General features: G+C 75.9%; 22 protein-coding genes. 17 read left to right on the top strand and 5 right to left on the bottom strand.

Annotation, left to right across the window (positions count from 1 at the left end):
• Nucleotides 1-122 precede the first annotated feature (122 nt).
• Both ACI79Z_RS22525 and ACI79Z_RS22520 read left to right on the top strand, forming a co-directional pair.
• The gene (locus ACI79Z_RS22525; RefSeq protein ID WP_456904159.1) at nt 123-1,238 is read left to right on the top strand and encodes a sensor histidine kinase; all 1,116 of its coding nucleotides are present in this window, start codon (nt 123-125) and stop codon (nt 1,236-1,238) included.
• On the top strand, nt 1,235-1,840 hold the full coding sequence (locus ACI79Z_RS22520) for a response regulator transcription factor (RefSeq protein WP_387985304.1): 606 nt from the start codon (nt 1,235-1,237) through the stop codon (nt 1,838-1,840). Before ACI79Z_RS22525 ends, ACI79Z_RS22520 begins: the two co-directional genes overlap by 4 nt.
• Before the next feature lie 3 nt (nt 1,841-1,843).
• Here the strand turns inward: ACI79Z_RS22520 and ACI79Z_RS22515 are convergent, their stop codons facing one another.
• A complete protein-coding gene (locus tag ACI79Z_RS22515; RefSeq protein ID WP_456904157.1) occupies nt 1,844-2,311 on the bottom strand; it encodes a GNAT family N-acetyltransferase in 468 nt (155 codons plus the stop codon).
• Nucleotides 2,311-2,667 carry a type II toxin-antitoxin system VapB family antitoxin gene (locus ACI79Z_RS22510; protein WP_456904155.1) on the bottom strand — a complete coding sequence of 119 codons (357 nt, stop codon included), beginning with the start codon at nt 2,665-2,667 and terminating at the stop codon, nt 2,311-2,313. Before ACI79Z_RS22510 ends, ACI79Z_RS22515 begins: the two co-directional genes overlap by 1 nt.
• A 216-nt stretch (nt 2,668-2,883) precedes the next feature.
• Between ACI79Z_RS22510 and hrcA the strand changes: the two genes are divergently transcribed.
• Genes hrcA through ACI79Z_RS22495 form a run of 3 tightly spaced genes read left to right on the top strand, consistent with a single transcriptional unit; the run spans nt 2,884 to nt 5,821 of the window.
• Nucleotides 2,884-3,903: a heat-inducible transcriptional repressor HrcA gene (gene hrcA, locus ACI79Z_RS22505; protein ID WP_387985299.1), complete on the top strand. Its 1,020-nt coding sequence runs from the start codon at nt 2,884-2,886 to the stop codon at nt 3,901-3,903.
• A gap of 14 nt (nt 3,904-3,917) precedes the next feature.
• Nucleotides 3,918-5,051 (top strand): molecular chaperone DnaJ, encoded by a 1,134-nt coding sequence (gene dnaJ / locus ACI79Z_RS22500; RefSeq protein ID WP_387985296.1) that lies wholly within the window; start codon nt 3,918-3,920, stop codon nt 5,049-5,051.
• Nucleotides 5,048-5,821, top strand: coding sequence for a 16S rRNA (uracil(1498)-N(3))-methyltransferase (locus tag ACI79Z_RS22495; RefSeq protein WP_387985295.1), 774 nt, complete (start codon nt 5,048-5,050; stop codon nt 5,819-5,821). Before dnaJ ends, ACI79Z_RS22495 begins: the two co-directional genes overlap by 4 nt.
• A 6-nt stretch (nt 5,822-5,827) precedes the next feature.
• Here ACI79Z_RS22495 and ACI79Z_RS22490 read toward each other — a convergent pair whose 3' ends face one another.
• The 3 genes from ACI79Z_RS22490 to ACI79Z_RS22480 form a co-directional block, all read right to left on the bottom strand.
• On the bottom strand, nt 5,828-7,432 hold the full coding sequence (locus ACI79Z_RS22490) for a PhnE/PtxC family ABC transporter permease (protein ID WP_456904152.1): 1,605 nt from the start codon (nt 7,430-7,432) through the stop codon (nt 5,828-5,830).
• Nucleotides 7,429-8,106 carry a phosphonate ABC transporter ATP-binding protein gene (locus ACI79Z_RS22485; RefSeq protein WP_387985290.1) on the bottom strand — a complete coding sequence of 226 codons (678 nt, stop codon included), beginning with the start codon at nt 8,104-8,106 and terminating at the stop codon, nt 7,429-7,431. Before ACI79Z_RS22485 ends, ACI79Z_RS22490 begins: the two co-directional genes overlap by 4 nt.
• Before the next feature lie 62 nt (nt 8,107-8,168).
• Nucleotides 8,169-9,116 (bottom strand): putative selenate ABC transporter substrate-binding protein, encoded by a 948-nt coding sequence (locus ACI79Z_RS22480; protein WP_456904150.1) that lies wholly within the window; start codon nt 9,114-9,116, stop codon nt 8,169-8,171.
• Nucleotides 9,117-9,233: 117 nt separating this feature from the next.
• Here ACI79Z_RS22480 and ACI79Z_RS22475 point away from each other — a divergent pair, with 117 nt between their 5' ends.
• From ACI79Z_RS22475 to ACI79Z_RS22420, 12 genes are all read left to right on the top strand, one after another.
• The gene (locus tag ACI79Z_RS22475) at nt 9,234-9,593 is read left to right on the top strand and encodes a histidine triad nucleotide-binding protein (RefSeq protein WP_387985284.1); all 360 of its coding nucleotides are present in this window, start codon (nt 9,234-9,236) and stop codon (nt 9,591-9,593) included.
• 31 nt (nt 9,594-9,624) lie between these two features.
• Nucleotides 9,625-10,452, top strand: coding sequence for an enoyl-CoA hydratase/isomerase family protein (locus tag ACI79Z_RS22470; RefSeq protein WP_387985282.1), 828 nt, complete (start codon nt 9,625-9,627; stop codon nt 10,450-10,452).
• Nucleotides 10,453-10,540: 88 nt separating this feature from the next.
• Nucleotides 10,541-11,674 (top strand): PhoH family protein, encoded by a 1,134-nt coding sequence (locus ACI79Z_RS22465; RefSeq protein ID WP_387985280.1) that lies wholly within the window; start codon nt 10,541-10,543, stop codon nt 11,672-11,674.
• Nucleotides 11,675-11,679: 5 nt separating this feature from the next.
• Nucleotides 11,680-12,183, top strand: a complete 504-nt coding sequence (ybeY, locus tag ACI79Z_RS22460) for an rRNA maturation RNase YbeY (protein WP_387985278.1) — start codon at nt 11,680-11,682, stop codon at nt 12,181-12,183.
• A gap of 4 nt (nt 12,184-12,187) precedes the next feature.
• Entirely contained in the window at nt 12,188-13,519 is a 1,332-nt protein-coding gene (locus tag ACI79Z_RS22455; RefSeq protein WP_456904146.1) for a hemolysin family protein, read from the top strand.
• A 6-nt stretch (nt 13,520-13,525) separates the two neighbouring features.
• The gene (locus ACI79Z_RS22450; protein ID WP_456904144.1) at nt 13,526-13,858 is read left to right on the top strand and encodes a cytidine deaminase; all 333 of its coding nucleotides are present in this window, start codon (nt 13,526-13,528) and stop codon (nt 13,856-13,858) included.
• Nucleotides 13,859-13,988: 130 nt separating this feature from the next.
• Nucleotides 13,989-14,903 carry a GTPase Era gene (gene era / locus ACI79Z_RS22445; RefSeq protein WP_456904142.1) on the top strand — a complete coding sequence of 305 codons (915 nt, stop codon included), beginning with the start codon at nt 13,989-13,991 and terminating at the stop codon, nt 14,901-14,903.
• Nucleotides 14,903-15,694 carry a DNA repair protein RecO gene (gene recO / locus ACI79Z_RS22440; RefSeq protein ID WP_387985269.1) on the top strand — a complete coding sequence of 264 codons (792 nt, stop codon included), beginning with the start codon at nt 14,903-14,905 and terminating at the stop codon, nt 15,692-15,694. Before era ends, recO begins: the two co-directional genes overlap by 1 nt.
• The gene (locus ACI79Z_RS22435) at nt 15,684-16,466 is read left to right on the top strand and encodes an isoprenyl transferase (RefSeq protein WP_387985267.1); all 783 of its coding nucleotides are present in this window, start codon (nt 15,684-15,686) and stop codon (nt 16,464-16,466) included. The genes recO and ACI79Z_RS22435 overlap by 11 nt, the downstream gene beginning before the upstream one ends.
• Nucleotides 16,467-16,627: 161 nt before the next feature.
• A complete protein-coding gene (locus ACI79Z_RS22430; RefSeq protein WP_456904140.1) occupies nt 16,628-18,184 on the top strand; it encodes a hypothetical protein in 1,557 nt (518 codons plus the stop codon).
• Between the two features lie 56 nt (nt 18,185-18,240).
• Nucleotides 18,241-18,675 (top strand): hypothetical protein, encoded by a 435-nt coding sequence (locus ACI79Z_RS22425; protein ID WP_387985261.1) that lies wholly within the window; start codon nt 18,241-18,243, stop codon nt 18,673-18,675.
• A complete protein-coding gene (locus ACI79Z_RS22420) occupies nt 18,675-20,198 on the top strand; it encodes an FHA domain-containing protein (RefSeq protein WP_387985258.1) in 1,524 nt (507 codons plus the stop codon). The genes ACI79Z_RS22425 and ACI79Z_RS22420 overlap by 1 nt, the downstream gene beginning before the upstream one ends.
• The last annotated feature ends 428 nt before the right edge of the window (nt 20,199-20,626 follow it).

The raw sequence follows: 20,626 nt of genomic DNA, 5'->3' as shown, positions 1-20,626 counted from the left end.
GAGAGGCAGCACCTCTGCCTCTCGCGCGCGGAAGGCGGGGACAGCACCTGACGGATGTCAGCCCGGGCCGACGACGTCCGGCAGGTCCGGTACCGGGATCGGCAGGTCTACGGTCGGGCGCCGTGGACGCCCACTCCCGGTGGCGGCAGATCGGCTGGTCCCTGCCCTGGCTGCTGTTCCAGGCCTTCCCCCTCGCCGACCTGCTGACCACCGACCGGCCGACGGCGGTCCGGGTGGTCGCCGGCGCCGCGCTGCTGGTGTTCACCGCCGTCTACCTCGACGTGTTCCGCCGGTCGTTCACCAGCTGCGACCCGGGCGGACCGCTCGGCCGGCTGGCGGTGATCGCGGCGCTCGGTGCCGGCCTCGCCGTCTGGCTTGGCCCGGCGTGGGCGGGTCTGCTGATCTACGTGTCGGCGGCCTCGGCGGCGGCACTGCCGCGGCGCTGGGTGTGGCCGGCGGTGCTCGCCGCCGCCGCGGTGTGCGCCGGGGTCGTCACGGCCGACGGCCAGCTCGCGAACCTGTTCATCCTCCCGGTGATGTGCCTGCTCACGGCGTTCGCGATGCGCGGCACCCGCCACCTGGTCGAGGTCAACACCGAGCTCGCCGCGGCCCGCGAGGAGCTGGCGCGCAACGCGGTCGCCGAGGAGCGGCTGCGCTTCGCCCGCGACCTGCACGACCTGCTCGGCCACAGCCTGTCGCTCATCGCGCTCAAGAGCGAGCTCGCCGGGCGGCTGGCCGAGGTCGACCCGGCACGGGCGCGCACCGAGATGGCCGACGTCGAGGCCGCCGCCCGCCGCGCGCTGGCCGAGGTCCGCGACGCGGTCAGCGGCTACCGCCAGGTCAACTGCGCGCAGGCGCTGGCCGAGGCGCGCGCGGCGCTGTCCGGCGCGGGGATCGCCGCGCGCCTGCCCGACCGGGTGCCCGTGCTGCCCGGCCCGGTCGACGCCGCCCTGGGCTGGGTGGTCCGCGAGGCGACGACGAACGTGCTGCGGCACAGCGGCGCCCGGACGGTCACCGTCACCCTCGCCGACGACGGCACCGACGCGGTGCTCACCGTCACCGACGACGGCCGCGGCCCCGCCGACGACACCGGGCCCGGCTCCGGGCTCACCGGCCTGTCCGAGCGGGTGGGCGCGCTCGGCGGCCGGCTCACCGGCGGCGCCGGCCGCGACGGCGGCTACGAGCTGCGCGCGGTCCTGCCGCTGGTGCCGGCTCACGCGGCGGCGGTGGCCCGGTGATCCGGGTGCTGGTGGCCGAGGACCAGTCGATGGTCCGCGGCGCGCTGCGGGCGCTGCTGGAGCTGGAGCCCGACATCACCGTCGTCGCCGAGGTGGGCCGGGGCGACGAGGTGCTGGCCGCCGCCCGGGAGCACGCCCCCGACGTCGCGCTGCTCGACATCGAGATGCCCGGGCGGGACGGTCTGGAGGCCGCCCGCGAGCTGGCCGCCGAGCTGCCGGGCGTGCGCGCCGTCGTCCTCACCACCTTCGGCCGGCCGGGGTTCCTGCGCCGCGCCATGGAGGTGGGCGCGGCGGGCTTCCTGGTGAAGGACGCGCCGGTCGCCGAGCTCGCCCGGTCGATCCGCGCCGTCGTCGCGGGGGAGCGGGTGATCGACCGGGAACTGGCCGCCGCCGCGCTGGCGATCGGCGCGACGCCGCTGTCCGCGCGCGAGGCCGACGTGCTGCGGGAGGCCGCCGACGGCGCCACCGTCGCCGACATCGCCCGGCGGCTGTTCCTGTCCGAGGGCACGGTGCGCAACTACCTGTCCTCGGCGATCGGCAAGACCGGCGCCCGCACGCGGGTGGAGGCCGCCCGCGTCGCCGCCGACAAGGGCTGGCTGTAGCGGCTAGAGCTCCAGCTTCATGCCGACGTGTGAGGCGACGAAGCCCAGCCGCTCGTAGAAGCGGTGCGCGTCGGGGCGGCGGACGTCGGTGGTCAGCTGCAGCAGGGCGGCGCCGCGGCGGCGGGACTCCGCGGCGCACCACCGCAGCATCGCCTCGCCGCGCCCCCGCCCGCGGGCGGCCGCGGCCACCCGCACGCCCTCCACCTGTGCGCGCAGCGCGCCGCCGCGGGACAGCCCGGGCAGGAACGACAGCTGCAGGGTGCCGACGACGGCGCCGGCGTCCTCGGCCACGACCAGCAGGTGCGCGGGGTCGGCGTCGACGGCGGCGAACGCCCGCTCGTACGGGACGGGGTCGGCCGACTCCCGGGTCGCGCCCAGCGGGTCGTCGGCCAGCAGCGCGACCACCGCGGGCAGGTCCCCGACGGTCGCCTCCCGCAGCAGCACCCCGCCGTCGAGCCGGGCCGGGTCCATCAGGCCAGGTTGGCGGGCATCAGCGCGTCGAGGTCGAGCACCCGGACGTGGATGACCGAGCGCTGCTGCAGGGCCGCCCGCAGCGCGCGGTGCAGGCCGTCCTCGAGGTAGAGGTCGCCGTGCCACTGGACGGCGTGCGGGAACAGGTCGCCGTAGAAGGTCGAGTCGTCGGCGAGCAGGGTGTCCAGCGCCAGTTCGCGCTTGGTGGTGACGAGGGTGTCGAGCCGGATCTGCCGGGGCGGGATCATCGCCCAGTCCCTGGTGGACAACCCGTGCTCGGGATAGGGGCGCCCGTTCCGCACCGCTTTGAAGATCAGGGACCCGACCTCCGTCCAACACCTGCCCCGTACCGGCACCGACGCGTCCGAGCGTATCGGCCCGCCGCCCGCCGTGCCGGGCCCCCACCGGGTGGTGGACCCCGTCACGTCCGCGACGGAACGGCTCCCTGGTCGTATGCTGGATTGGCACTCGGTCCGTGCGAGTGCCAACCCGGCCGGGCACCCGGCGAGGGCGGGCCGGAGCCCCCGCGGCTCCCCGCACGGCGACGTCGACCGGTTCGGGGAGGTGTCACCGTGGCGCACGACGAACGGCGCCTGCAGGTCCTGCGGGCGATCGTGCAGGACTTCGTCTCCACCAACGACCCCGTGGGCAGCAAGGCCCTGGCCGAGCGGCACGACCTCGGGGTCTCGCCGGCGACCATCCGCAACGACATGGCCGTCCTCGAGGAGCAGGGCTACATCACCCAGCCGCACACCAGCGCCGGGCGGGTGCCCACCGACAAGGGCTACCGGCTGTTCGTCGACCGGCTCTCGGCGGTCAAGCCGCTGTCGCCCGCCGAGCGCCGCGCCATCGAGCGGTTCCTCGACGGCGCGGTCGACCTGCACGACGTCCTCGGCCGCACGGTGCGCCTGCTCGCCCAGCTGACCCACCAGGTCGCCGTCGTCCAGTACCCGACCCTGTCGCGCAGTGCGGTCCGCCACCTCGAGGTGGTGCAGCTGACCGGCTCGCGGCTGCTGCTGGTGCTCATCACCGACACCGGCCGCGTCGAGCAGCGGGTCGTCGACTGCCCGGTCGACGTCAGCCGCGACGACGTCTCGGACCTGCGCGCCACGCTCAACGCCGCGTTCACCGGCGCCCGGCTCGCCGACGCCGGCAGCAAGGTCCCCGACCTCGTCGAGACCGCGCCGGAGCACCTGCGGGCGCTGGTCGCCGCGGTCAGCGCCGCGCTGGTCGAGACCCTGGTCGAGCCGGGGGAGGACCGTCTCGTCATCGGCGGGACGGCGAACCTGGCGCGCGTCGCGCTCGACCCGGGCAGCCTGCGCCCGCTGCTGGAGGCACTGGAGGAGCAGGTCGTCGTCCTCAAGCTGATCAGCGAGGTCGACAGCAGCGGCGCGGTGCTCGTGCGCATCGGCGAGGAGAACGCCCACGAGGCGCTGGCCGGTGCGTCGGTCGTCTCGGTGGGGTACGGCACCGGTGACCGGGCGCTGGGCGGGCTGGGCATCGTCGGCCCGACCCGCATGGACTACCCAGGCAACATGGCCGCGGTGCGAGCCGTGGCCCGCTACGTCGGCCAGTTGCTGGCCGGGAGCTGAGGTCTCGACCCCTGATGGCAACCGACTACTACGGCGTGCTCGGGCTCTCCCGGGGCGCCTCCGACGCCGACATCAAGAAGGCCTACCGGCGGCTGGCACGGGACCTGCACCCCGACGTCAACCCCGACCCGGAGGCCAAGGAGCGCTTCCAGGAGGTCAGCCGGGCCTACCAGGCGCTGACCGACCCGGACAAGCGGCGCATCGTCGACCTCGGCGGGGACCCGTTCGACAGCGGCGCCGGCGCCGCCGCGGGCTCGCCGTTCGGCGGCGCCGGCTTCGGCGGGCTCGGCGACATCATGGACGCCTTCTTCGGCGGCGGGATGGGCACGCGCGGGCCGCGCAGCCGCGTCCGCGCCGGCGACGACGCCCTGATCGCGCTGGAGCTCGACCTCGAGCAGACGGTCTTCGGCACCACCGAGACGATCACCGTCGACACCGCCGTCCTGTGCGGCACCTGCGCCGGCGCCGGCACCGCGCCGGGCACCCACCCGACCACCTGCGTCACCTGCTCCGGCCGCGGCGAGGTGCAGAGCGTGCAGCGCTCGTTCCTCGGCCAGGTCGTCTCCAGCCGGCCGTGCCCGACCTGCGCCGGCACCGGCCAGGTCATCCCCGACCCCTGCCCCGAGTGCGGCAGCGAGGGCCGGGTCCGCGCGCGGCAGGACATCCAGGTCAAGGTGCCCGCCGGCGTCGAGGACGGCATGCGGATCCGGCTCACCGGCCGCGGCGAGGTCGGCCCCGGCGGCGGCCCCGCCGGCGACCTGTACGTGGAGATCCGCGAGCGCCCGCACCCGGTGTTCACCCGCGACGGCGAGGACCTGCACTGCCACGTCGCGCTGCCGATGACGGCCGCGGCGCTGGGCACCACGCTGCCGCTGACCCTGCTCGACGGCGAGGACACCGACGTCGACGTCCGCCCGGGCACCCAGGCGGGCACCGTCCTCACCCTCCGCGGCCAGGGCGCGCCCCGGCTGCGGGCCACCGGCCGGGGCAACCTGCACGTGCACGTCGACGTCCAGACGCCGACGCGACTCGACGCCGAGCAGGAGAAGCTCCTGCGCGAGCTGGCGGTGCTGCGCGGCGAGGACCGCCCCGGCCCGGCGGAGACGCAGGGCGGCCTGTTCTCCCGGGTCCGGAACTCGTTCAAGTGAGCGTCCCGGCCCCCGACGACGCCCGGCCGGCCCTCGACGGCTCCCCGTTGTTCCTCCTGGACGAGCTGCCGGGTGACGGGGCGGACGAGGTGCTGGTCGGCGGCGCCGAGGGCCGGCACGCCGTCGACGTGCTGCGGCTGACCGCCGGCGAGGCGGTGCGGGTCGGCGACGGCCGCGGCGCGGTCGTCGAGGGCACCGTGCTCCACGCCGGGCCGGCCGGGCTGCGCGTGCAGGTCACCGCCCGCCACGACGTGCCCCCGGCCGAGCCGGAGTTCGTGCTGGTCCAGGCGCTGCCCAAGGGCGACCGCGGCCCGCTGGCCGTGGAGCTGGCCACCGAGCTCGGCGTCGACCGGGTGGTCCCGTGGGCGGCCGCGCGCTGCGTCACCCGCTGGCGCGAGGACCGCGTCGAGAAGGGCCTGGCGAAGTGGCGGGCCGCGGCCCGGGCGGCGGCCAAGCAGTCGCGGCGGCCGCGGGTCCCCGAGATCGGCGACCTCATGACCACCCGGCAGGTGTGCGGGGAGCTCGCCGACGTCGACCTCGCGCTGGTGCTGCACGAGCAGGCCCGCCGTCCCCTCGCCGGGGTGGACGTCCCCGCCAGCGGCACGGTCGCCGTCGTCGTCGGCCCCGAGGGCGGGCTCACCGACGGCGAGGTCGTGGCCCTGCGCGCGGCCGGCGCCCAGCCGGTGCGGCTCGGGCCGGAGGTGCTGCGGACCTCCACCGCCGGCGCCGCGGCGCTGGCCGCCCTGTCGGTCCGGACCCGCTGGGCCTGAGCACGCTCAGCGGAGGGCCCGCCGCGCCCGCTCGCTGACCAGGTCCACGGCGAGGGTCAGCGCGATCGTGGCCAGCAGCACCGTCGTCACGGCGGGCCAGTCGAAGACCGCCAGGCGCGAGGCCAGCAGCGCGCCCAGCCCACCGGCGCCGAGCAGCCCGACCAGCAGCGTGTCCCGGACGGCGACCTCCCACCGGTACAGCGCGAACGCCAGCACCGGCCCGGCCGCCTGCGGCGCCACCCCGTACAGCCACGCCCCCGCCGGGCGGGCGCCCAGGGCGGTGAGCGCCGACCGCGGCCGCGCGTCGGCCTCCTCCACCACCTCGGCGGTCAGCCGCCCGAGCACCCCGAGCGTGTAGACCCCGAGCGCGAGCGCCCCGGGCAGGACGCCGGGCAGCAGCACGAACAGCAGGACCAGCGCCCACACCGGCGGGGGCACCGCCCGCAGCAGCAGCAGGGCCGCGCGCACCAGCACCCCGGCGACCCGCCCGGGCGCCGACCGCCCCGCGAGCCGCGCGGCCGACCCGGCCACCAGGACCGCGCCCGCCGTCGCCACCGCGATCGCCAGCACCGACGTCTGCAGCGTGACGACCGCCTGCCGGGCGACCTCCCGCAGCAGGTCGCCGCCACCGGCCGGGGGCCAGGCCGCGCCGAGCACGTAGCCGGCCTGCTCGCGGGCGCGCGCGGACACCAGCGACGCCGGCGACAGCGCCAGGAACCACCACGCCCACGCGACGGCGGCCGGCGCCGCGAGCGCCGCCGCGGTCAGCACGCGGTCGCGGGAGAGGGTGCCGGCGCGCCGCCGCGGGGCGGCCACCCGGCGGCGCACCGCGCGCCCGGCGACGTCGGCGCCGAGGCACAGGAGGGCCAGCGCGTAGACGGCGGTCCAGACCTCGGGCCAGCGCAGCGACGAGAACGACAGCGACAGCTGGTAGCCCAGCCCACCGGCGCCGACCAGCCCCAGCACGACGGCGGACCGGACCGCGCACTCCAGGCGGTAGAACGCGTACGACAGCAGCCCGCCGGTCGCCTGGGGGACCAGCCCGTACAGCGCGGCGGCGACCCGTCCCGAGCCCTGCGCGAGCAGCGCGTCGTACGGCCCGCGGGGCACCTCGTCGAGCAGGTCCGCGAACACCTTCGCGGTCACGGCGCCGCAGGGCAGGCCGATCGCCAGCACGCCGACCCACGGGTCCAGCCCGAGCAGGTTCACCAGCAGCAGGCCCCACACCGCCTCGTGCAGACCGCGCGGCACCGCGAGCGCGCCGCGGGCCGCCGCCCAGCCCAGCCGCCGCCCGCCCCAGGTGGTGCGGGCGAGCAGCACCGCCCCCGCCGCGCCGAGGACCAGGGCCAGCGCGGTGCCCAGGACGGCGTAGGCGACCGTCACCAGCGCCGCGGTGCCGAGCACGCCGAGGAAGGCGCCGTCGAGCGCGGGGGACAGCGCCGCCCCGGCGAACCGGCCGAACTGCGTGCCGCCGGCCGGGTTGAGCACCCCGCCGTCCAGCGCGCTCGCGAGCGCCCAGCCGACGGCGGCCGGCGCGGCCAGCCCCCACGCCCAGCGGCGCCGGTCCCGCCGCAGCGGCGGTGCCGCCGGGCGGGACAGCACCGCGGTCACGCGGCCGCCCCGTAGAAGTCGGCCAGGTCGCGGACCGACAGCGAGGCGGCGCGGACGTCGAGGACCACCCGGCCGGCGGCCAGCCCGACCACCCGGTCGCAGCACCGCAGCGCGAGCGCCGGGTCGTGCAGCGCGGCCAGCAGGGCGCCGCCCCGGGACGCGGGCCCGCCCAGCAGCTCCAGCACCCGGCCGGACAGCGCCGGGTCCAGCGCGGAGGCCGGCTCGTCGGCCAGGACCAGCTCGGGGTCCTGCACCAGCACCCGTGCGACGGCGACCCGCTGGCGCTGCCCGCCGGACAGGGCGTCGGTGCGGTCGAAGACGCGGTCGGCCAGCCCCACCCGCTCCAGGGCGGCGAGCACCTCGGGCAGGCCCTGCGGCCGCAGCAGGGACCACGCCGCCCGGGCCGCCGGCCACCCGCCGAGCCGGCCGGCGTTGACGTTGTGCACCACGCGCAGCGGACCCACCAGCTCGAGGTGCTGGTGGACGGTCCCCACCCGCGCGCGCAGCCGGCGCAGCGCCCGCCCGCGCAGGGCCGCGGGGTCCTGCCCGAGCACCTCGACCGTGCCGGACGACGGCGGCACCGCGCCGTTGGCCACGGCCAGCAGCGTCGACTTCCCGGCGCCCGAGGCCCCGACGACGGCGACCCGCTCGCCGGGACCGACGGTGAGGTCCACGGACTCCAGCGCGGTCGCCGCCCCGAACCGGACGGTGACGCCGGTCAGCCGGAGGACGGCGCTCAGGTGACCAGCCCCAGGCCGCGGCCGATCTCCTCGATCCGGTCGTGGTCGGAGGCCCGCGCCGGGACGAAGGAGCCGGCGCCGAACAGCTCGAGCACCGCGGCGTCGTCCGGGTCCTCGGCCGACAGCCCGGTGAAGTAACCGGTGAGCCGCTCGGCGACGTCGTCGCCGAAGCGCTCGGGCGCTCGCGGGCCGAGCAGCCAGTGGTAGTCGTGGTAGGCCGGGGTCCGGGCGTACCGCACGACCGCCGGGTCCACCGCGCCCGCCTCGGAGCGGGAGGTCCACACCTGCTCGTTGAGCACCCCCGCCTGGTAGGTGCCCGAGGCGACGAGCTGGATGGTCGCGTCGTGCGAGCCGGAGAACCCCGGCCCGCCCGGGAAGCCCTGCGGGTCCACGCCGGCCTGCTGCAGGAAGTACGCGGGCATCAGCCGGCCCGACGTCGAGGTCTCGCTGCCGTAGGTGAACCGCAGCCCGGCCAGCGGGCGCAGGTCGTCCGACGGCGCGAGGCCGGTGGCCGTGTGGACCACGAAGACCGAGTGGAACGCCGTGTCGATGTCGCGCTGGGCGACCGGCCGCGCACCCGGCGCCTGCAGCCGCGCCTGCACCCCGGTGAGCCCGCCGAACCAGACGAGGTCGAGGTCGCCGGTGCGGAAGAGGGAGACCGCGGCGGCGTAGTCGGTGACCGCCACGTAGGTGACGTCGAGGCCGAGCGCGGCGGACACCGAGTCGGCGAGGGTGCTGTAGAGGCGCTGCAGGACCTCGGGGTCCTGGTCGGGGATCGCGCCGATGCGCATGGTGGCCGTCGCGCCGGAGGAGGGGGCGGCGCCGACGGGGGAGGAGCGGCCGCACGCGGCGGTGGCGAGGGCGAGAGCGGTGCCGGCGAGGAACGCGCGGCGGGACGGGTGGACCCCGGGGCTCCCCGACCGGAGAGCGCTGCGGTTGGTCACTACGTCCTGCTGGCGGGCGGGGGGACGGGCACGGGGCACCTCCGGGGACGGGCGGGGGAGGGGGACCGGCCCATCGTGTCGCGCGTGCCCGGGCGGCGCGCGTCCTAGTGTCGGCGCGTGACCGACTGCCTGTTCTGCCGGATCGTCGCCGGGGAGATCCCGGCCGACGTCGTGCACGAGACCGACCGCACGCTGGCCTTCCGGGACGTCAACCCGCAGGCGCCCACGCACGTGCTGGTCATCCCCAAGCAGCACCACGCGACGGCGGGGCTTCTCGTCGGCGCCGACCCGCAGCTGCTCGCCGACGTGGTGGCCGCGGCGCACGCGGTGGCGATCCAGGAGGGGCTGGCCAGCGAGGACGGCACCGAGCCCGGCTACCGGCTGGTGGCCAACACCGGCCCGCAGGCCGGGCAGACCGTCCACCACCTGCACCTGCACGTCCTCGGCGGCCGCGACCTCCACTGGCCCCCGGGCTGAGCCGGGCGGGCCGCCTGGCAGGGTGGCCGGCATGACCGACGCCGGCAGCGCCGCCCCCGTCCGGATCGAGCGGGACGGCGACGTCGCCGTCGTCGTGCTGGACGCACCGCCGCTCAACCTCTTCGACGAGTCGGTGTTCGCCGCGTTCGAGCGGGTCGCCGCCGAGCTGGTCGCCCTCACCGAGCCCGGCCGGCCCGACCGCGCCCGCGCGGTGCTGCTCGAGGCCCGCGGGAAGGTCGTCTCCGGCGGCGTCGACGTGCACGCCTTCCAGGAGATCGCCGAGGGGCCCGAGCCCGCGCAGCGCGGCGCGGCGCTGTGGGCGCGGCTGCTGCGCATCGCCCAGACGCTGGAGGACCTGCCCGTCCCCACCGTGTTCGCCGCGCACGGGCTCACCCTCACCGCCGCCTTCGAGCTGGCGCTGGCCTGCGACGTGCTGCTGGCCGCGGAGAAGGCGTCGTTCGGGCTGCTCGAGATCGTCGTCGGGCTGACCCCGTCGATGGGCGGGCCGCAGCGGCTGGCCGAGCGTGCCGGCCCGGCGCGGGCGAAGGAGCTCATCTTCACCGGCGAGCGCTACCCGGCCGCGGTGCTGGAGCGGTGGGACGTCGTCAACCGGGTGCTGCCCGACGACGGCTTCGCCGAGGCCGCCCGCGACTACGCGCGCCGGGTCGCCGCCGGCCCCACGCTCGCGCACGCGGCCACCAAGCGCCTCGTGACGACGGCGGTGCGGCACGGCGCGCGGGCCGCCGACGAGATCACCCCGCAGGTCTCCGGGCCGCTGTTCGCCACCGACGACCTGCGCGGCGCCGTCGCCTCCTTCCTGGCCGACGGGCCGGGGAAGGCGACCTACTCGGGGCGGTGACCCGCCTGCGAGCGCGGTTCCCGGTGGCGGGGCACGGGTAGAGTCGAACCGTCTAGTCCCCGTGCCAGGAAGGCAGGGTCGAGGGTTCTTGCCCGACACCTCCCCGAACGTCCCCGTGCCGGGCGCCCCCACGTCCCGCGAGGCCTCCGCGCAGGCCGTCGCCGCGGACAGCGCCAGCACCCTCGCGAGCGCCACCCCCGCCGCGGTCCGCGCCACCATCACGGTCCCCGACTCCGTCTCGATGGTCGCCCTGCTCGGCTCCGGTGACGAGCTGCTCCGGCTGGTCGAGTCCGAGCTCGACGCCGACGTGCACGTCCGCGGCAACGAGATCGCCGTGACCGGGCAGCCGGCCGACAACGCCTTCGCCGTCCGCGTGTTCGACGAGCTCATCGCGCTGCTCGGCACCGGCCAGGCGCTGCGCCCGGACTCGGTGCGCCGGGTCATCGGCATGCTGCGCAGCGGTGGCTCCGAGCGGCCGGCCGACGTCCTCAGCCTCGACATCATCAGCCGCCGCGGCCGCACGATCCGGCCCAAGACGCTGAACCAGAAGCGCTACGTCGACGCGATCGACGCGCACACGGTCGTCTTCGGCATCGGTCCCGCCGGTACCGGCAAGACCTACCTGGCGATGGCCAAGGCCGTGCAGGCGCTGCAGACCAAGCAGGTCAACCGGATCATCCTCACCCGCCCCGCGGTCGAGGCCGGCGAGCGGCTGGGCTACCTGCCCGGCACGCTCAGCGAGAAGATCGACCCGTACCTGCGCCCGCTCTACGACGCGCTGCACGACATGGTCGACCCCGAGTCGATCCCGCGGCTCATGCAGTCCGGCACCATCGAGGTCGCGCCGCTGGCCTACATGCGCGGCCGCACGCTCAACGACGCGTTCGTGATCCTCGACGAGGCGCAGAACACGACCGCCGAGCAGATGAAGATGTTCCTCACCCGGCTCGGCTTCGGCTCGAAGATCGTCGTCACCGGTGACGTCACGCAGGTCGACCTGCCCGGCGGCGCGCAGAGCGGCCTCAAGGTCGTGCGCGAGATCCTCGACGGCATCGACGACGTGCACTTCGCCAACCTGACCAGCTCCGACGTCGTCCGTCACCGGCTGGTCGGCGACATCGTGGACGCCTACGAGCGGTGGGACGCCGCCCACCAGCAGGGCGCCGGCCGTCCCGCCGGCCCGGCCCGGCCCGCGCGGCCGACCCGCCGGCAGGGGAGCTGACCGCCGTGCCCGTCGAGGTCGCCAACGAGTCAGAGATCGCCGTCGACGAGGCCGAGCTGACCGGCATCTGCCGGTACGTCCTCGCCGAGATGGGCGTCAACCCGATGGCCGAGCTGTCGGTGCTGTGCGTCGACCCGGACTACATGTCCGTGCTGCACGAGCGCTGGATGGGGGAGAAGGGCCCGACCGACGTCCTGGCCTTCCCCATGGACGAGCTCGACACCGCCCGCCCCGACGACCCCGAGCCCGGCCCCGCGCTGCTCGGCGACGTCGTGCTGTGCCCCTCGGTCGCCGTCCGGCAGGCCCGCGCCGCCGGCCACTCCATGGACGACGAGCTGCTGCTGCTGGCCACCCACGGCGTGCTGCACCTGCTCGGCTACGACCACATGGAGCCCGAGGAGGAGCGGGAGATGTTCGGCCTGCAGACCCGCCTGCTGGAGGGCTGGCGCGCGGCGCCGCGGCAGCCGGTCACCGGCGAGCCGGCCGAACGGGGTCCCGGGACGCGGTGACGCGATGAGCGCCGGTACGGTCACGCTGCTGGTGGTCGCAATCTGCCTGGTGCCGCTGGCCGGACTCTTCGGCGCCATGGACGCCGCCCTGCAGCGGGTGTCCGCGGCGCGGGTCGAGGAGTTGCGCCGCGACGGCGTCCGGCGGGCGGCCACCCTCGAGCGGGTCCTCGACGAGCGCGCCCGCCTGGTGGCGCTGCTCCTGCTGCTGCGGATCGTCTGCGAGATGGTCGCCGCGGTGCTGGTCGCCGTCGTCCTGGTCCGCGTGCTGGGCATGGGCTGGCAGGCGGTGCTCGCCGCCGCCGGCGTGATGACCGTCGTCAGCTACGTGCTGGTCGGCGTCGGGCCGCGAACGCTGGGCCGCCAGCACGCCTACCCGCTCGCCCTGGCCACCGCCGGGGTGGTGCGGCTGCTGGGCCGGGTGCTCGGCCCGGTCGCGACGCTGCTGATCCTGATCGGCAACGCGATCACCCCCGGCCGCGGCTACCGGGACGGCCCGTTCTCCACCGAGGTCGAGCTGCGCGAGCTCGTCGACCTCGCCGAGGAGCGCGGCGTCGTGGAGTCCGGCGAGCGGAACATGATCCACTCGGTGTTCGAGCTCGGTGACACCATCGCCCGCGAGGTCATGGTGCCGCGCACCGACGTCGTGTGGATCGAGCGCACCAAGACCGTCCGGCAGGCGCTGGCCCTGGCGCTGCGCAGCGGCTTCAGCCGCATCCCGGTGATCGGGGAGAACGTCGACGACGTCGTCGGCGTCGTCTACCTCAAGGACCTCGTGCGCCGGTCGCAGAACCTCGGCGACGGGCGTGGCCCGAAGGTGGAGGAGCTCATGCGCCCGCCGGCGTTCGTGCCGGAGTCCAAGCCGGTCGACGAGCTGCTGCGCGACATGCAGGCCCGCCGCACCCACATCGCGATCGTCGTCGACGAGTACGGCGGCTTCGCCGGGCTGGTCACCATCGAGGACATCCTCGAGGAGATCGTCGGCGAGATCGCCGACGAGCACGACGCCGTCCAGCGGCCGCCGGTCGAGCACCTCGACGACGGGTCGGTGCGGATCACCGCCCGGCTGCCGGTCGAGGACCTCGCCGAGCTGTTCGACGTCGAGCTGCCCCGCGACGACGACGTCGAGACCGTCGGCGGCCTGCTCGCCCGCGAGCTCGGGCTGGTGCCGATCGAGGGGTCGTCGGCGGAGGTCGCGGGGCTGCGGCTGGTCGCCGAGAGCACCGGCGGGCGGCGCAACCGCATCGACACGATCGTCGTCACGCGGGTGCCCGACGCCGATCCCGGGCACCAGTCCGGGGCCACCCGGGCCGAGGTCCCGGCCGGCGTGGAAAGCTGAGCCCTCGTGCCCGACCTGCAGCCCGAGGACGCCAAGCTCGTCACCCTCGCCCGCTCCGCGCGCGGCCGCACCGGCGCCCCGGAGGGCGCCGCGGTCCGCGACACCGACGGGCGCACCTACGTGGCCGCCAGCGTCGCGCTGCCCTCGCTGCAGCTGTCCGCGCTGCAGGCGGCCGTCGCCGCGGCGGTCTCCAGCGGCGTCGAGGGCCTGGAGGCGGCGGCGATCGTGTCCGACGCCGACGCCGTCGAGCAGGAGGGCCTGGCCGCCGTGCACGACCTGACGCCGTCGGCGCCGGTGCACCTCGCCGGGCCCGACGGGGTGCTCCGCACCACGGCGTGACCGCGACGAGTGGGGGCCGGAGGCCTCCGCGAGGAGCGGTCGTGGGGTTCCACGCCTGTGGCGGACGGCACGTGGCCGCGGTGTCGGCCGGTGGGCCGACGATGTCGTCACGCAGTGGGAGACTGGGCCGGTGAGCACGCCGGACCAGCCGTACCGCAGCGGCTTCGCCTGCCTGGTCGGCCGGCCCAACGCGGGCAAGACCACGCTGACCAACGCCATGGTCGGCGAGAAGGTCGGCATCGTCAGCAACCGGCCGCAGACCACCCGGCACGCGATCCGCGGCGTCGTGCACCGGCCCGGCGGGCAGCTCGTCCTCGTCGACACCCCCGGCCTGCACAAGCCCAGGAGCCTGCTGGGCCGCCGGCTCAACGACGTCGTCCGGGACACGCTGTCCGAGGTCGACGTCGTGGTGTTCTGCATCCCGGCCGACCAGCCGGTGGGCACCGGTGACCGCTTCATCGCCCGCCAGCTGAAGGAGGTCACGGCGCCGGTGGTCGTCGTCGTGACCAAGACCGACGCCGCGTCGAAGAAGCAGGTCGCCGAGCAGCTGGTGGCCGCCAGCCAGCTCGTCGAGGCCGCCGAGGTCGTGCCGGTGAGCGCGGTCGCGGGCGACCAGGTCGAGCTGCTGGAGGACCTGCTGGTCGGCCTGCTGCCGGAGGGTCCGCCGCTGTACCCCGAGGAGCAGACCACCGACGAGGACACCGACCGCCAGATCGCCGAGCTCATCCGCGAGGCGGCGCTGGAGAAGGTGTTCCAGGAGGTGCCGCACTCGCTCGCCGTCACCGTCGAGGAGCTCAACCGCCGGCCCGACCCCAAGCGGGAAGGCGCGGAGCTGGTCGAGGTGCACGCGCTGCTGCACTGCGAGCGCCCCAGTCAGAAGCCGATGCTGCTGGGCAGGGGAGGGTCGGTCATCAAGGCGATCGGCACCGAGGCCCGCGCCGGGCTCGAGCAGCTGCTCGGCGCGCGCGTCCACCTCGACCTGCACGTCACCGTGCTCGGCGAGTGGCAGGACGACCCCAAGAAGCTCAACCGGCTCGGGTACTGATGAGCACCACGCCGAAGTCGCTGTACCGCGACGAGGGGATCGTCCTGCGCACCCAGAAGCTGGGGGAGGCCGACCGCATCGTCACGGTCCTCACCCGCCGGCACGGCAAGGTGCGCGCGGTGGCCAAGGGCGTGCGCCGCACCAAGAGCAAGTTCGGCGCCCGGCTCGAGCCGTTCAGCCACGTCGACGTGCAGTTCTACACCGGCCGGAACCTCGACATCGTCAGCCAGGCGGAGTCCATCCGCTCCTACGGCTCGGTCATCGCCGCGGACTACCGCGCCTACACCGCCGGCACCGCGGTGCTCGAGACCGCCGACCGGCTGACCGCGGAGGAGAAGGAGCCCTCGCTGCGGCTGTTCCTGCTCGTCGTCGGCGCGCTGCGGGCGCTGGCCGAGCAGACGCACCCGGCCGGGCTGGTGCTCGACGCCTTCCTGCTGCGCGCGATGTCGGTGGCCGGCTGGGAGCCGGCGCTCGGCGACTGCGCCCGCTGCGGCCTCGAGGGGCCGCACCGGCACTTCTCCGTCCCCGCGGGCGGCTCGGTGTGCCTCGACTGCCGCCCCGCCGGAGCGGGCAGGCCCAACCCCGTCACCATCGGGCACCTGGAGGCGCTGCTGTCCGGCGACTGGGCCACCGCCGAGGCCAGCGAGGCCGCGCAGTGCCGCGAGGGCAGCGGCCTGGTCGCCGCGCTGCTGCAGTGGCACCTCGAGCGCGGGCTGCGCTCCCTGCCGCTGGTCGACCGCTCGGACCCGTCGGCCCCGCGCCGGGAAGTGAGCCTGCTGAGTGAGGCGTGAGGTCCCGGCGCCGCGGCAGGTGAAGCCGCCGAACCCGCACCCCTCGGGCGTCCGCCCGCCCGAGCTCCCCGCCGACAAGGTGCCCCGGCACGTCGCGATCGTCATGGACGGCAACGGCCGCTGGGCGAAGGAGCGCGGCCTGCCCCGCACGGCCGGCCACGAGGCGGGGGAGTCCTCGCTGTTCGACTGCGTCGAGGGCGCCATCGAGCTCGGCGTGAAGGCGATCAGCGCCTACGCCTTCTCCACGGAGAACTGGCGGCGCAGCCCCGAGGAGGTCCGCTTCCTCATGGGCTTCAACCGCGACGTCATCCGCCGCCGCCGCGACGAGATGCACGACCTCGGCGTCCGGGTGCGCTGGGCCGGCCGCCGTCCGCGGCTGTGGCGCAGCGTCATCCGGGAGCTCGAGGTCGCCGAGGAGCTCACGCGGGACAACGACGTCCTCACGCTGACCATGTGCGTCAACTACGGCGGCCGCGCCGAGATCGCCGACGCCGCCGCGGCCATCGCCCGCGAGGTCGCCGCCGGCCGGCTGGACCCGGGCGAGGTCGACGAGGACACCGTCGCCCGGTTCCTCGACGAGCCCGACATGCCCGACGTCGACCTGTTCGTGCGCAGCTCCGGGGAGAACCGGACGAGCAACTTCCTGCTGTGGCAGTCGGCCTACGCCGAGTTCGTCTTCCTCGACACCCTCTGGCCGGACTTCGACCGCCGGCACCTGTGGGCCGCGTGCGAGGAGTACGCCTCCCGCCAGCGCCGCTTCGGCAAGGCGTAGGCCCCCGTCCGCGGGTCCGCGACGGGGACCGCCCGGACCGCTCCGCGGGCGTCCGTGCAGGCCGGGACGCGGTTCCGGCCTGCCGCGCCGGAATCCGTTGACAGTGCGTGCGCGCCCCCTGACAGTGGCGGCTCCCCCGACAGAGGACGGAAGCCCCCACCGTGAGCGAGAGCACGATCGCGTCCCAGCACGCCCGGACCCCGGCAGCACCACCGCAGCCCGGTGACCTGAACGACCAGCTGATCGCCAGTGACTTCTGGACCGACCAGATGCTGGCCGACGCCGGCATCCCCGTCGTCGACGTCCCGTTCGTCACCTTCGGTGGCGGCATCGGCTCGTTCGTCACGGTCGACTACCTGCGGATCTGCGGTGTCCCGACGAGCGCCATGCGCGTGCTCACCCCGCTGAAGACGCCGTGGGAGAGCTACGAGTACCTGACGACGGTCTCCCAGATCCCGCGCGGCGAGCGGCTGCGGTCGGACTCGTCGTCCTGCCCCGACAACATCTGGGGCTTCCCGAGCTACGCCATCCGCGAGGCCCTGCAGGGCAACCTCAAGCAGGCCTGGAACGTGCTGGTCGAGCCGATCTTCGCGAACTACTACACGCCCAAGGCGGGGCACGCGTTCGAGTCGATGGAGAAGGAGATGTACCGGATCCGGTACCCGGAGATGGTCGTCCACGGCCAGGTCCGCATGGTCCGGCGCCGCGTGGGCGGCGGGTACTTCACCATCCTGACCCCGCCCGAGGGCGCGACGCCGACCAAGCGGATCGCCTACCGCAGCACCTGGGTGCACGTGGCCGTCGGCTACCCGGGCCTGAAGTTCCTGCCCGACCTGCAGCGCTACCGCAACGAGCACAACGACTACGGCAGGGTCGTCAACGCCTACGAGCGGCACGAGCAGGTCTACGAGCGGCTGCACCAGCGCCCGGGCACCGTCCTCGTCCGCGGCGGCGGCATCGTGGCCTCGCGCGTCCTGCAGCGGCTGATCGACGACCGCGACCGGCTCGGCCTGCAGACCCAGATCGTGCACCTGTTCCGCACCTACGTGGACAGGCCGCACGGCACCGGCATCCTCAAGCGCCGCAAGGGCGCCGACGGCTGGGCCTACCAGGGCTTCAACTACCCGAAGTCGGTGTGGGGCGGCCAGCTCAAGCAGCAGGTGCGCAAGAGCGAGGGCGCCGACCGGAAGCGGCTGTACGAGGAGATGGGCGGCACCAACACCCCCGTCCGGCGGGACTGGAAGGAGCAGCTCAAGCGCGGCCGCGCCGAGGGCTGGTACCGGGTGATGATCGGCCGGATCGAGGAGATGAAGCCGGCCGGCGACCTCGTCGAGGTCACCGTCAGCACCCCGGACCAGGGCCCGCACACCGGCACCTTCGACGCCGTCATCGACTGCACCGGCCTCGAGGCCGACATCCGCGAGCACCGCGTCCTGGCCGACCTGCTCGACCACTCCAACGCCACCCGCAACCCGGTGGGCCGGCTCGACGTCCAGCGGAACTTCGAGGTCACCGGCACGCGGAACGGCGGCAAGGTCTACGCCTCCGGCAGCGCCACCCTCGGCGGCCCGTTCCCCGGCGTCGACACGTTCTTCGGCCTGCAGATCGCCGCGCAGGAGATCGCCGACGACCTGATCGCGCAGGGCTTCGCGCAGAAGCTCGGGCCGGGCCGGTCGACCAGCCAGTGGTGGAAGTGGGTCCGGAACGAGCAGATCTGACCGACCCGCCCTCACCCCGCCGACCGACGTCCGCGACGACCGAGAGAGACGACGCCGTGCTGCCCACCCTGAACGGCCGCATCCAGACCAGGATCTTCCTGCTGGCCGTGGTCGGTTCGATCTGGACCCTGATCATCACCCCGGTGCTCCCGACCGGGGCCTCGCTCGGCGCCTCCTACGGCGCCACCTTCTCCGTGCTGCTCGTCGTGCTGGTGCTCGGCGTGCTGTGGGAGCTCGTCTACCACGGCATCCAGCAGTTCCGGTGGGAGAAGGACTGGCCGACGCTGTTCGGCCTGCTCACCGGCATCCCCGAGGGCCTGCTCGTGTGGTTCCTCTTCGCCGGCGGTGCGATCCCGTGGATCGACTCGCTGCCCGGCCCGGCGTTCGCCGTCCACTTCGTCAGCACCTGGCTGATCGTGTGGCTGGTCGCCAACGGCCCGATGCGCGTGCCGTTCATCCACTGGCGGATCAACGGCGGGAGGCTCGTCTGATGTCGGCCCCCACGCCTCCGCTCACCGGGACGACCGGCGCACCGGCCACGGTTCCGCCGTTCGACCAGGTCGCCGTCCGGGTCGCCCCCGGTCCCGACCTCGTCGTCCGGATGCCCGGGGTGCTCCTGGTCGTCGGGGTCACCACGCAGCCGTCCGGCCCCGCCGCCCCGGCGGCCCGGCCGGCGCTGGTCGGCTGGGGCTCGGCCCCGGTCCCGCCCGCGCCCGCGGCCGCCCCGGCCGGCGACGCGCACGTCGGCGAGCTGGTCGCGCTGTGCCGCCGGCTGTCGGCGGCCGGCTCCCGCGCCCCGGGCCGCCGGCTGCACGAGGAGCTGCGGACCTGGCTCGGCACCGTGACCGAGCCGCCGTCGTTCGCGGTCGCCGCCGCCACCGAGGACGGGCTGACGCTCGTGCTCGTCGGCGGCGGCAGCGCCGAGGTGCCCGACCTGGGGCTGCGGCTCACGCCGGCCCAGGGGGAGAAGCTGGACAACGGCACCCTCGTGCTCGACCGCTTCGTCACCTGGCCGCCGGCCCCGCTGCACCTGTCGGCCGGCTCGCCCGCCGACACCGCGCCGCACCCGCTCGCCGACCTCGAGGCCGGCGCGGTCCCCGGCGCGGCCGCGGTGCTCTCACCGGCCCCCGCGCCCTCGGCCGCCGCCCCGGCGCCGTCGGGCACCATGCAGGTCCGGCTGCCGGCACCGCACGCCCGGGTGCCGCTGTCGACGGCCAAGCCGCCGGCCCGTCCGGTGCCCGCCGCGCCCGCCGGGGCCCCGGCCGGCCACGACCACGCCGGCCACGCCTCCGCCGGTCACGACCACGCCGGTCACGACTCCGCCGGGCACGCGCACGCGGCCCCGGCACCCCTCGCGGCCCCGGCACCCGCCGTCGACCCGGCTCCGGTCGCGCCGCCGCCCGCGCCGGTGGAGCTGCCGGCGCCGGAGCGGTCGTCCCTGCTGTTCGGTGCCGCCGCCGAGGCGGAGCCGGCGCGGCAGCCGCTGCCGACCCCGGGCCAGGAGCCGGCGCCCGCCGCCGCGGAGCCGGAGGACGAGCGGCCCACGGTCAAGGGCATCCTCTGCAAGAACGGCCACCTCAACGACCCGCGGGCCGGGTTCTGCGCGCTGTGCGGCATCCGCACGACGCAGCAGACGGCGGTCGTCGTCGAGGGCGTGCGCCCGCCGCTGGGGCTGCTCGTCTTCGACGACGGCGCCACGGTGAGCCTGGACATGGACTACCTGCTGGGCCGCGAGCCGGAGACCGACGAGCGCGTCGTCTCCGGCCGGGTGCGGCCGCTGCTGGTCCTCGACCAGACCGGCGGCGTCAGCCGGCACCACGCCGAGATCCGGCTCGAGGGCTGGGACGTGCTGCTGGTCGACGTCGGCTCGGCCAACGGCACGCTCGTCGCCCCGCGCGGCGCCCCGGGCTGGTCCTCGCTGGTGCCGCACCAGCCGATCCGGCTGACCCCGGGCACGGCGGTCCGCATGGGCGGTCGCCAGTTCGCCTTCGAGTCGCAGCACGGCGGGTACTGACCCGCACCCCGCTCCGCTCCGGCGCCCGTCTCCCCACCCGGGGAGGCGGGCGCCGTCGCGTTCCGGGGACTCCCGCGGGTGCCCCGCCCGCGGTGGAGCTCTGTACCGGTCAGGGCGCGGCGCCCGGGGGCCGGGGAGGGGGAGGGGTCCTGCGCACGCTCGTGCTCTGCCCACCGGTGTGTGCAGAGCACGAGCGGTCGGAGCGGGGACGACCGGGGGCAGGGACCACCAGGAGGTGAGGAGGGCCAGGAGGTGAGGAGGGCCAGGAGGTGAGGAGGAGCGGGAGATGAGGAGGAGCGGGAGCAGTCGTGGGGGGGGGGGGGGGGGGGGGGGGGGGGGGGGGGGGGGGGGGGGGGGGGGGGGGGGGGGGGGGGGGGGGGGGGGGGGGGGGGGGGGGGGGGGGGGGGGGGGGGGGGGGGGGGGGGGGG

This window comes from Geodermatophilus sp. SYSU D00663 (assembly GCF_054050655.1).
Note: the sequence above shows the minus strand (reverse complement) of the source record. Positions and strands in the feature narration are given on the sequence as shown.

What these genes read in the sequence shown, in the direction of transcription:
- ACI79Z_RS22515 (WP_456904157.1), bottom strand. Translation starts at nt 2,311, where the DNA reads ATGGACCCGGCCCGGCTCGACGGCGGGGTGCTGCTGCGGGAGGCGACC.
- dnaJ (WP_387985296.1), top strand. Translation starts at nt 3,918, where the DNA reads ATGGCAACCGACTACTACGGCGTGCTCGGGCTCTCCCGGGGCGCCTCC.
- ACI79Z_RS22470 (WP_387985282.1), top strand. Translation starts at nt 9,625, where the DNA reads ATGACCGACGCCGGCAGCGCCGCCCCCGTCCGGATCGAGCGGGACGGC.
- ACI79Z_RS22455 (WP_456904146.1), top strand. Translation starts at nt 12,188, where the DNA reads ATGAGCGCCGGTACGGTCACGCTGCTGGTGGTCGCAATCTGCCTGGTG.
- recO (WP_387985269.1), top strand. Translation starts at nt 14,903, where the DNA reads ATGAGCACCACGCCGAAGTCGCTGTACCGCGACGAGGGGATCGTCCTG.
- ACI79Z_RS22420 (WP_387985258.1), top strand. Translation starts at nt 18,675, where the DNA reads ATGTCGGCCCCCACGCCTCCGCTCACCGGGACGACCGGCGCACCGGCC.